The sequence below is a fragment of the Pseudoalteromonas luteoviolacea NCIMB 1944 genome (genome assembly GCF_001625565.1).
In the GTDB taxonomy this organism is placed as follows: Bacteria; Pseudomonadota; Gammaproteobacteria; order Enterobacterales; family Alteromonadaceae; genus Pseudoalteromonas; species Pseudoalteromonas luteoviolacea_F.
This window is the reverse complement of sequence record NZ_AUXS01000061.1, coordinates 1-10,738: the sequence shown is the minus strand read 5'-3', so window position 1 is coordinate 10,738 and position 10,738 is coordinate 1. Positions and strand designations below refer to the sequence as shown.

The 10,738-nt window shown below is 40.9% G+C and carries 10 protein-coding genes; 8 read left to right on the top strand and 2 right to left on the bottom strand.

Features of this window, described 5'->3' with window-relative positions; genetic code table 11:
* Positions 1–289 precede the first annotated feature (289 nt).
* Positions 290–496, top strand: coding sequence for a hypothetical protein (locus tag N483_RS20905; protein WP_023400580.1), 207 nt, complete (start codon positions 290–292; stop codon positions 494–496).
* Positions 497–611: 115 nt separating this feature from the next.
* Here N483_RS20905 and N483_RS20900 read toward each other — a convergent pair whose 3' ends face one another.
* Both N483_RS20900 and N483_RS20895 read right to left on the bottom strand, forming a co-directional pair.
* Positions 612–2,135 (bottom strand): carotenoid oxygenase family protein, encoded by a 1,524-nt coding sequence (locus N483_RS20900; RefSeq protein ID WP_023400579.1) that lies wholly within the window; start codon positions 2,133–2,135, stop codon positions 612–614.
* Between the two features lie 10 nt (positions 2,136–2,145).
* Entirely contained in the window at positions 2,146–2,556 is a 411-nt protein-coding gene (locus N483_RS20895; protein WP_023400578.1) for a DUF2141 domain-containing protein, read from the bottom strand.
* Positions 2,557–2,700: 144 nt separating this feature from the next.
* Here N483_RS20895 and N483_RS20890 point away from each other — a divergent pair, with 144 nt between their 5' ends.
* The 7 genes from N483_RS20890 to N483_RS27105 all read left to right on the top strand — a co-directional run bounded on the left by N483_RS20890 (position 2,701) and on the right by N483_RS27105 (position 10,312).
* On the top strand, positions 2,701–3,558 hold the full coding sequence (locus N483_RS20890; protein WP_023400577.1) for a LytTR family DNA-binding domain-containing protein: 858 nt from the start codon (positions 2,701–2,703) through the stop codon (positions 3,556–3,558).
* 99 nt (positions 3,559–3,657) lie between these two features.
* Positions 3,658–4,035 carry a BlaI/MecI/CopY family transcriptional regulator gene (locus N483_RS20885; RefSeq protein ID WP_023400576.1) on the top strand — a complete coding sequence of 126 codons (378 nt, stop codon included), beginning with the start codon at positions 3,658–3,660 and terminating at the stop codon, positions 4,033–4,035.
* An 11-nt stretch (positions 4,036–4,046) separates the two neighbouring features.
* On the top strand, positions 4,047–5,390 hold the full coding sequence (locus tag N483_RS20880) for a M23/M56 family metallopeptidase (protein ID WP_023400575.1): 1,344 nt from the start codon (positions 4,047–4,049) through the stop codon (positions 5,388–5,390).
* A gap of 23 nt (positions 5,391–5,413) precedes the next feature.
* A complete protein-coding gene (locus N483_RS20875) occupies positions 5,414–6,733 on the top strand; it encodes a M23 family metallopeptidase (RefSeq protein WP_172642421.1) in 1,320 nt (439 codons plus the stop codon).
* Positions 6,733–7,575 (top strand): alpha/beta hydrolase, encoded by an 843-nt coding sequence (locus tag N483_RS20870; protein WP_023400573.1) that lies wholly within the window; start codon positions 6,733–6,735, stop codon positions 7,573–7,575. The genes N483_RS20875 and N483_RS20870 overlap by 1 nt, the downstream gene beginning before the upstream one ends.
* 451 nt (positions 7,576–8,026) lie before the next feature.
* Positions 8,027–10,123, top strand: a complete 2,097-nt coding sequence (locus N483_RS20865) for a winged helix-turn-helix domain-containing protein (RefSeq protein WP_155250788.1) — start codon at positions 8,027–8,029, stop codon at positions 10,121–10,123.
* A gap of 51 nt (positions 10,124–10,174) precedes the next feature.
* Positions 10,175–10,312 carry a hypothetical protein gene (locus N483_RS27105; RefSeq protein WP_023400571.1) on the top strand — a complete coding sequence of 46 codons (138 nt, stop codon included), beginning with the start codon at positions 10,175–10,177 and terminating at the stop codon, positions 10,310–10,312.
* Positions 10,313–10,738: the final 426 nt, after the last annotated feature.

The window sequence follows — 10,738 nt, the reverse complement described above, 5'->3', positions numbered from 1 at the left end:
TTCAGGGTGACGAAAAGGGTGAGCACAGCCGCGTTGTTTGCTACCGTCATCCTGAACTCGCTTTAGAATCTATGTATTCGATATTAGCTAGGTAATACTGCGTTCGCTGTCGGTAGCCTTTTGCACGATGTCATCCTGAACTCGTTTCAGGATCTATGTTTTGATGCTGGCTAGGTTTATCGTATTTGGTTACAGAAAAGAGGCAGACTTTCTTTGCTAAATTCACTAAAAACGGTAAAAATGTAAAGGCTGTTATTTGAGCAGCAATAATAAGTTAAAGGATATAATTATGAAAATAAAATTGAATAAGAAACGCGTAAAAAATTTATCTAAGACATCAAGTGAGCTAGCGGCCAAGCAAACGGCAGAAGTAGGTGGCGGAAATTTCGAGACTTATGGTATGTGTAGCTATGGGTGTGACACAGCTGTCTATTTAGGTTGTGTTACTGGGCGAGACTGTTATTCGTTTGACGGGCTTTGCCATAACCCGAATTAAACTTTTAAGGCGACGGTTATGTCGCCTTAACGATTCTGTGGCATGGATATGAACATGCCACAGCGAGCTGTTTTTAAGGCTATTAGTACCTATTGTAAATCATACTTAGCCTAAATTAACTTGGCAAAAAGTTCCCATGAAAACCCAATGGAATTGCATGGTTCAGCCATGCTCTACAAATGGGGCCATCAGCGACATGCTGTGCTCGAAAAATGTTTAAGCAAGTTCGCTTACTTGGGATATGCAATGCCGTGCCAATTAGGTAGCCTCCCTTTGCGTTGTGGTTTTGATCTACCAATACGTGCTCTTCAACTAAAAAGTCTTTCCCATAGGTGTATAAATCTTGGCTGTCAGTATCAAGGTTGATGCGTCTTACACTGTCACTCCAAACATCGCTTTCAACAGAAGAGAGTGTGAACAAATCGCGATTTCTATTACCTGTCAAATGGCTATAAATCCTTGGAAATTCGCTAATTCCATCAATTTTATGCGACTTTGTTTTGCCGTTAGACATTAGAGAAAATATAACTGTCTGTGCTGACGAAACGGGAATATTGACCTCTCCTCTCATCATAGATGCCATGTGATGTAATACTGTACTATCTGGGTAGAGGCTCATATCAAGATGAATATTTCCTTGTTGATCTTCCCACGCATTTCCAAAGTGAAAAACAAAACCAGGCTCTAATTCATAGCGCTTTGTGATCTTTAATGTATTTTTACTGATCACTAATACTTCCATTGGCTGCTGCTGGTGAAACTGTATTGAGGAAAATAACCCTTCTGTACTTAGGTCTCGTTTAAGCGAAGGTAAAACCAATACTATATGGTTTTTGGTGATCAGGAAATCATGTACCATCCCACCTTTAAAACCACTGTTTATCAATGCGACGTTTTTAAGAGTTCCTGTGGGGCTTAAATGATATAATACGATATGCCCACTAAGTGCGTAGCCAAAATTCCAAATAGACCCGTCTTTTTCTAGCCTTGGGTGTGCAGAAAAAGGAAGCCCTTTTAGGCTTTGCTCATGCTGTGTATTCTTACCAATGTTGACTCGCCCTAACGTTTCTAAAGATTGGCTATTTAGAGCTGTTGCAGAGCCTGCCTCCCAAAGTGCCCAAAGCTCACCATTCACCGGTATGACGTTTGTGTTTGCGGTGTTTATCGAATCAGGGTTCGCAATTGATTGGCTGTTTTGCAACTTACTGTCTGGACCTGAGTATAAAAATTTTCCTGCCTTTTCTTCTTGTTCAAACTTATCAGTGCGTATGAACTTTCCTTGGTGATAAACCGCGCCGTTACCAATTTGGAACTGATGCACCATGCCGTCACCTTCGAACAGGTGTGTATAGCGCTGACCGGCTCTTTGGTGAAGGCCTGGCCCATTACGGTAAAACGCTCCCGTTAAATCATCCGGTAACTTCCCCTCCAAAAGTAGCTTTTGTGGTCTGTAATTAGAGTCAACACCGACCACACCGATAAGCTCTGGACGTTTTTCCAATGCGGCCGTAAAGCGTTTTTGGTTAATTGTCATTATGTCTTCCGTAGCAAACAAGTTACTTGCTAAACACGGATTAGAAATTGCAGCATGTGCCAATGGTGCTGCTAGCATACCTTTTAACAATTGTCGGCGTTCCATCGTCGGCTCCTTAATAGTGGATAGTGGTATTTTCTACATTGCGACCTGAATTTATGGCGATAACCATCTCTTGATAGCTAGGTGGGCCGAATTGTATGGTTGCATTATTTGAAAACCCTACGCCTTCTGTAGGAATACCAAATAAGTTACTATCCAACTTTGCATTATTGTTGATGTCGTGAAAAAAACGCACAACGTACTCGCCAGCTTCTAAATTGCTGAAGTGGGCTGTGGTGTGCCCTTTTTGAGCCTTAATAATACTTGCAGTGTAACTTTGGCCCTCTTTATAGTTTTGCTCACCTTTGAACAGTTCAATGTAAATCTTTCCTTCACTGCTATTGATATCTTCAATTCGTAGCTCTAACTCATTTGCCATTATTGGAGTGCTTAATAGACTAAGTGTCATTAGTAATGCTTTCATTTTTGATCCTCTGCTGTTGTTATTTTCTGACGCGTAATTGCGCTTGTCGATAAACAAGATAAAATGCGGTTACCCTGCGAGCAATCTGGATTTCGTAGGGGTGACAATTACTTCGTGAAACGGTCTGATTTATAAGGTGTCAAATTGGCGAATCGTGAAAATGAAAAAAATATTCAATCAAATCATGGTTTAACTAAATCTTGGTCAATCCGAGATTTTTTCTCTGACTGCGTAGTTGTATTTGTGTTTGCAATGTTTTTGGCTTATTTAAAGCCGTTTGGCATGGATGGTGTGAGTTTTGTTTATGCCCTCGGCTTTTGGCTGACAATGTGTTTTTGCGGTTATGCGCTATATGCTCCAGCAATCAAGGTAGGAGACAGATTGTTTGATGTTTATTTACCGACATGGGCACGCCATAAACTGATCGCCCTGATTGTCTCAACCTTTTTAGCGAGTCTAGCCATGGGGTTGGTTGCGCCGTTTATCATCTCGGCTTTTTTCTCCATGTCTTCAGGCTACTGGGGATCTGTTGTTTCATCAATTATTGCCAGTATGTTTATAGGTGGGATTATTACAGCGGCAAGTGCAGTTAAGACATATGTGAAATTGCAACGTCAATTGATCATTGATCAGCAAGTAAAAATTGACACTGAACAGGCGCAAGTTGGAGAGCTGAAGGAGCGTAATTCAATCGAATTCATTAATAAGCTCCCTCTCGAGAAGCGCGGTTCGCTGTTGTGTTTACAAATGGATGATCATTACCTAAAAGTCATCACTGATAAGGGGGAGCACTTATTATTAATGCGGTTTAAAGATGCTTTGTTGCAACTCCATGAGTTTCCTGGTTTTCAAACTCATCGCTCTTGGTGGGTTGCCAAAGAAGCAGTTGATTCCACAAAAAAAGATGGGAGGAAACTGGTTTTGATACTATCTAATGGGCTGGAAGTGCCTGTTTCGCAAACTTTTATGCACAATATCAAAGTGCAACTTAACCTTCTGTAGGGACAATCTTATATATCGATAGTGTACTTATGTGTTGAAGTGCGACTTGTGTCGCACTTTGCTGTGTGTTAAGGTGCGACATATGTCACAGGAGGTAGTATGTTAAAGCCAAACAACACAGAGCTAGTAATTCTAAAATTACTTTGGAAGCGTGAACCAAGAACAGCTAGAGAAATTCATGATGAAATTGAAGCGGATTTTTCTTGGAGCTACTCGTCAACTCGGAAAACACTTGAGCGAATGGCAGACAAAGGGTTGCTCAATGTAGGAGAGCAAGGCAACAAAAAAATATTTACTGCGGCAGCTGAGAAAGTACCCACACTTGCTGCGTGTGCCCAAGAGTTTGCTCAATCTGTATTTGAGTTGGATGGACCGCTTCCTGTTGCGATGTTTGCGGATAGCCGTCTTATTGAAGCTGAAGAGTTAGATGAGCTTGAATCTCTGCTTGATGAGCTAAATGGAAAGAGTAAAGAATAGGGTAAAATGGCATGGATTGGACATTAGTAAGCCCTGTCATGGTGCTAGCTTTATGGCTATTTACGAGTTATCTACTATTGAATGTAGGTAATCTGATAGCTCGCAGGTATCCATCTTCTCCGACAATCTGGTGGGCCGTATTGGCATTATCGGCTTTACCTATTTTACCTATTGGTTCTAGTTCTGAATTAGTACATATACCAAAAGTACTTTTAGAGTTCGGAAGTTATATTGAGCAGAAACAGCATCAAGTACCGCGTACCTCAGAACAAAGTACACTGTTTTTGGCTGATGTTTTACTTTATGGTGTGATTGCACTGTATTTGGCTGTGGCTGTTTACAGGTTATATACGCTATTTGCAAGCTGGCAGAACATAAATAGGCTGCTGAGTACATCAGAGCCTTTCAAGCAATCAGTTACTTCGGTGCCATGCGTCCAGCTTCCAATTAATTGCTCCCCTTTTGTTTTCGGTATTGCTAATTGCAAAATTGTATTGCCCAACTACTTTTCGAACTTAGATAGCGAACAGCAATACAGTTTACTTTGTCACGAAGTGACCCATATACGTAGCAAAGATCATTTGGCCTTGATAGCGTGGAGCATACTCGGGTGCATTTTTTGGTTTAACCCTTTTATAAAGCGTATGGAGAAGTGTTTTGTTCATGCTCTAGAGCTAAGGTGTGATCAGTTTACAGTGACACATTTTGAATTAAATAAAAAACACTATGCTGCAACCTTGGTGACTGCACTTAAACACTCTGTGAACACCCATTCTTTTGCGAGTGCTGCTAATTTTTCATCCGGAGCTTTGAGTTTGGCTGATTATAAACTTAGATTACAGGAAATTATTGAGCCGAAATCCAATAAACCAGCTTATTTGATCATTTTACTCTCACTGATCACTGCTTTACTCGGCTTTGTGAACTTAAAAGCGGCACCTGCGATACACGTAAACACCAGCCATTGGCACAATCCATTGGATACATTTTGGGTGAGTTCGCACTATGGTCATATCTCTGAGTTTCGAAACTCAAAAGCGCACGGAGGTATTGACTTGGTTGCACCTGTTGGCGCGCCGGTGATGGCTGTATCCAGCGGTACTGTTGTTATTGCTGATGCGACAACCTTATCGTCACGGTATGGGAATGTGGTACTAGTGCAGCATGAAAATGGTTATCAAAGCTTGTACGCACATCTAGATACAATTGTGGTAGAGCCGGGGACGCGGATAAAAGGAGGCGGTAAAGTTGGGACGTTAGGCGCGACAGGCCGTGTTACAGGGCCACATCTTCACTTTGAGCTGTTGTATCAAGAGCAACGGATCAATCCTTTGGCAATTTTAGCACTAGAATAATCATGATAAAAAACGGTTTATTAATGGCTGCAGCTTTAGTTGTAGGGGTTGCTTGCACCTGCGAAAAAGTAGTGACGGCAGCACCGGGATCTGAAGCGCCTAAGCCGCATTCAACAGTAGGTAAGACGCCAATTGACTCTAATATTGACGCCAATGAGGCTAAGAAGCCTAAAAACACAACAAAGAACTCACATAAAACCTTAAAGCTAGCTGCTGGAGAGAACTTGATAGGTGTATTACGTCGTTATGACGTAAATACGCAGCAAGCTATGGCGCTGATACGTGAATTAAAGCCGTGGCTGGATCTGAATAAGTTGACTGCGGGAAAACAGATCCAAATAACACTTAACGAGCAAGGCGCATTAACCGCGTTTTCCATAGGTGTACGTTTTGCGACAACCGTAACGGCAACTTTAGAAGATGGGGATTGGCAAGTAAGAGATTCCACTCTGGAAACTGAATTGGTAGACGAGCATATTCGAATTAATGTTGGTCGTAGCCTATATAACAGTGCGTTAGACGCAGGTGTTGCGGTGGAAGTCATTCAAAGAGCTATTGCTGTTCTTTCTCATCGAGTAGATTTTCAAAGGTCGCTTCAAGATACAGATGTGTTTGAAGTGATCTATCAGTCAGCTCAGCTGATTGATACACACCAACTATCCAAAAAAAGTGAAGCGGACAAGGTAAACTTTATCAAGTTGACAGTATCAGGTGTACCTCATCTTTTGTATCGCTATAGAGGGAATGGTGAATCACAGGATAGGTTTTACTATGCAGATGGACGCCCTGTGCAAAGCTTTTTGCTTAAAACACCGCTTAACGGGGCTCGGTTATCGTCTACGTTTGGACGCAGAAAACACCCAATATTAGGTTACTCAAGACTCCACAAGGGATTGGACTTTGGTGCAGCAGTGGGTACGCCAATTTTTTCAGCCGGAGATGGAAAGGTACTTAAAGCCAGTTGGGGCGGCAGTTTTGGTAATCGCATTGTGATTAGGCATGCAAATGGATACCAGTCGTTGTACGCCCACTTGCAAGGGTTTGCTAAGGGAATAAAAGCAGGAAGTGAGGTGAGTCAGGGTGAAGTAATCGGTTATCTGGGCAATACAGGTTTGTCTCAAGCACCCCATTTACACTTTGAAGTGCACAAAGATGGACATGCTATTAACCCTTTGACGCTCAAGACTCATCGATATTCAGCAGGCAAACTTTCTGGTGCCAAATTGGAAGCTTTTTCTCAAACTGTTGCACGTATTGAAGCGCAATTAAAACACAGCTATTCAAAACAAAATGAACAGTCAGAGTTCGTCTTTAATCAGATCATCAAGGAGTATCAACGCTAATGTATAAGCAGCTTTTTCTTACTTTAAATATAATCTTATTAACGTTTTTTACGCAAGTAAGTGCCAGTGATCAGTTTGTTATTCAAAACACGCAGACGTTGCAAATTACATCCGAGTTCAATCAACAAAACTATGAGCTGTATGTGCGACTACCCAAAGGATATAAAAAGTCAAAACGCAATTATCCACTTGTATTGATCAATGATACAAGTTATTCCATTGCCACTGCCAGTGGGATTTTACACCTAATTGAAGGGAGGGACATTGAAGAAGTCATTCTCGTCGGCATCTCATATTCTAAAGGAACAAACCCGTTATTTAGTCGGACACGGGACTACACGCCTACGTTTGCACCGAAAGAGACACAAGGCCATTCAAAAGCGGCTCAGCAAGTATCCGGACAAGCAAATAATTACGTGAAATTTATAGATAGCCAAGTGCTACCACTGATTGCGAGTCAATTCCGTGTAGATAAAACACGAAAGACCTTTGTGGGTCACTCCTATGGTGGGTTGCTTGGTACATACATTATGTTACATCAGCCAAGCTTGTTCGAGTCATATATATTAGGCAGTCCATCTCTATGGTATGACAATAAAGTCATATTCGAGATGGAGCGGCGTTATGCAAAGCATAACAAGGCTTTACCTGCTACTGTCCGCTACTATATTGGTGGCAAAGAAGGGGGGATGGTGACGGATCTGAAAACCTTTGTTGGCATCTTAGATAAACGCCAGTACAAAAACTTAGACTATCAATATAAGGTGATCCCTAATACCTCGCATTTTAGTGTGTTTGCCTTGTTACTCACTGAAGGGCTGATCGATATATACGGAAAATAATACTTCATCCTATCTAGTAGCCTTAAACTGAACAGTTTGACACTTTTTTATTATAGTAAACCCTTTATTGTTCCTTTTTTCGCATATGAAAGAAGTGCAATCCTTGCCACATTGGACGTCAATGGGTATAGATTGTGAAAAAGTGTCAATACAAATTTGTTCTCTCGTTTTTGAAATTTGATGCGTATCACTCATTAAAAAATATCTTAAGTGAATGTTTATTAAGTACTAATTTATACCACTAAGGCAGTGTAATACCGGTGATTATGAATATAACTATATATTTATAAAGAGATTTTCATCTTGTGGAGAAACTGTTTTGGTTGAATTGTCAAGGATTTCCTTGGTACACTTGATGTGTCGATACTTTTATGAATATTTACATATTTAGCATTATTGACGTTGGTTTTTAGTCCATCTTGTGCGTAAAACTTTAGTTGGGAATAGTTTGTTGCAAAAGGATAGTAATAGAGCTTCACTTGGGGAGTTTGTCGTGGATTTGGAGCAAGGTTTGCTCTTTTTAAACGGCGAAGAAATCTCGGTAGAACCTAAAGTCATGGAGTTGCTGCTGTACCTCTATCATTGCCGTGGTCGTTATGTCACGGTAGAGGAGTTGCATGAGCATGTCTGGGCAGACCGTGTGGTAACGGATACCGCTGTGCGTGGTACAGTGAAAAAACTGCGGGTAGCTCTTAGAGATGATGATTTACATAACCCTAAATATGTAAAGTCGGTCGCCAAGCGAGGTTATAAGTTAATTTGTGAGTCTTCAATACTTGATGAGTCGCACGATGAGACGTTAACCACCACAATTGAAGAGCCTGACGCGGCTGCGTCAATATCAGATCGAGTAACCCAACCAAAAAGCAACAAGCAACGCTATTTAATTTGGTTTACCTGCGCTGTCATCGTAGCAATGACATGTATATATGTTGCAATTCAACATTCCTCCAGCCGTTTCGATTTTATTGGAGAGAAATTACTGACAGAGTACAAGGGTGAAAAAAAATCTGTAGCAGTATCATCGGATGGACGCTTCGTGGCATTTACTGGTAGAAACCTAGAAAATGAACTAAGCCAAGTGTACCTATTGGATAATCAAGATGGGTCAGTCCGGCAGTTGACTACCAAGGCTACCAATGCGCGATTTGTGAGTTTTGCACAGAATGATAAAGTTCTGCTCTTTAGCGACACCGTAACAGGCGCATCTTCTCTCAAGTTATTACCGTTAACTGTATCCGATCCAGAAAGCGCCATGATCACCCTGTTTGATGAGCAATACCTTATTAGTGGTATTCAACCGGGGCGAGTTCCATCGGAAGTTATTGTACAGCTTGCTAATAAAGCTGAATCAAGATTGATGATATATGCAGTTGACCTTGAAACTTTGCAAAAAACTCGGCTTGTTGCCCCGAGTCATTCGGATCAATATATCTGGGGAGGCACGGTTTCACCGGACAAAAAAAAGTTAATGACTATAGTGATGAAACCGGATAGTTATCAGCTTGTTATATTAAACTTTGAATCACAACAAGAGCGAGTTCTCAGTGAAACAAGTGCACAGGTTCATGGTGCTGTTTGGTTGAATGATGAACAAATTCTTATGCTAGATAGGGACGCTCTAAATATTGTTGATGTTCATACCGGAGCTATGCAAGTTGTTTTGCAAAATCAAGGCGACTTAATCACCGATATAGCTGTTGATAATAATGGTGGTGTGGTTGCGATTAAAAAGTCGCAAGTTAGGGCTGATAGGTTGTACATTGAACGCTCTTTTGCTGATGCGGGTGCAGTAAGCCGGGTCATTGATACTGCACCGGAAGTTACATCCATGATGTTTGACCCTGAAAATGAAAATATGAGATGGGTACGAATTAAAAAAAATAACATCAATTATATAGCCCACCTCAATATCAACACAGAGCAGCAGACTATTCACTACGAAACGAAGAAGCGGCTTGAGCTTCTAGATTCGGCACCGAACAACAAGTATTTACTTGTCAAAGAAGGCCATAGGCTCGCAATATTCTCTATTGAAAATAACCATATTCACTATTTAACCGCTGATTCAGGTTTAAGTAGTGATGGTGTATTTAGTCATAATGGCGAAGAGGTTTTCTTTGGTGTGCAAGTAGCTGGTGAGTGGGAGATACAAAGATTCAATATTTCCACATCCACGATAGATGTCTTTCTACGAGGGTATATGTCTATCCGACCTTCAAAAAGTGGATTTATAGCTGCTGACGGCAATGGTGACCTTTACCATTTAGACTCTAGCTTAGCAGTTTTAGAGGCAATGAAACATCGTATTGGTCTTCAGTTAATTACTCGTTGGCATGTTAAACAAAATTCTGTCATCTGGTCAGATTATGATTATTTAAAAAGTTATGTGCACCATGTGGATTTAGTAACGCAAAAGCATACCGTAATTGAGGACTTGTTTTTGAGTATGTACCCAAGAACTTCTGCAGATCAATTGGGCGAACACATTGTGTATCTATCTGTTCAGATAAACAACTCTGCAATACAGCAGTTGTATTTTGAGTAACCTTGCGATGCTTTTTCTATAAAGTAACTTTAACTAAAGAAGAGAACTATTATGAACGTCAATAAACTGTTGAGCCTTGCCTTTATTGCAGCGCTTACCTTAGGCCCACTGTACGTATTGAACTCGTCTTCACCTGAGTTTTGTCATATCGGAAAAGAGTGCAGTGATCCTTATGGAAAAGGTGAGTAAATATTCTTTTATATGCTTTTAGGCCTATAGAGCAACTGCTTCCCTCTCTTTCTGAACTGGTTTACCAAGTAATATTCTCACTTACGCGATTGAAATAAACATAATAATAGGATTTATAACATCATGATAAAAAAGCTTATTATTTAAGTTATAAAAAAACAATCGTTTAGTTGTTGGTGTTTGATACACATTTTAATAATTTGGTTATCGCAGCAAGGAGTGGGCACTTGGTAGTGTGATTCACCTCCAATGCTTTGTAAGGATGCAAAACTTTATTGGAGGCTGAGTCGCTAAACTCTCTTAAGTCAGCAAGGAAGCTGTAATCAGCCAGTGAAGAGTTTAAGCCATGGTCAGCCAGGATGCTGAAGAGAATCAGCCAGGACGCTGAAGAGAATCAGCCAGGACGCTGAAGTGAATCAGCCAGGA

Coding starts and splice junctions, on each gene's coding strand:
- N483_RS20880 (WP_023400575.1), top strand. CDS start 4,047: ATGGATTGGACATTAGTAAGCCCTGTCATGGTGCTAGCTTTATGGCTA.
- N483_RS27105 (WP_023400571.1), top strand. CDS start 10,175: ATGAACGTCAATAAACTGTTGAGCCTTGCCTTTATTGCAGCGCTTACC.
- N483_RS20895 (WP_023400578.1), bottom strand. CDS start 2,556: ATGAAAGCATTACTAATGACACTTAGTCTATTAAGCACTCCAATAATG.
- N483_RS20870 (WP_023400573.1), top strand. CDS start 6,733: ATGTATAAGCAGCTTTTTCTTACTTTAAATATAATCTTATTAACGTTT.
- N483_RS20900 (WP_023400579.1), bottom strand. CDS start 2,135: ATGGAACGCCGACAATTGTTAAAAGGTATGCTAGCAGCACCATTGGCA.
- N483_RS20875 (WP_172642421.1), top strand. CDS start 5,414: ATGGCTGCAGCTTTAGTTGTAGGGGTTGCTTGCACCTGCGAAAAAGTA.
- N483_RS20885 (WP_023400576.1), top strand. CDS start 3,658: ATGTTAAAGCCAAACAACACAGAGCTAGTAATTCTAAAATTACTTTGG.
- N483_RS20905 (WP_023400580.1), top strand. CDS start 290: ATGAAAATAAAATTGAATAAGAAACGCGTAAAAAATTTATCTAAGACA.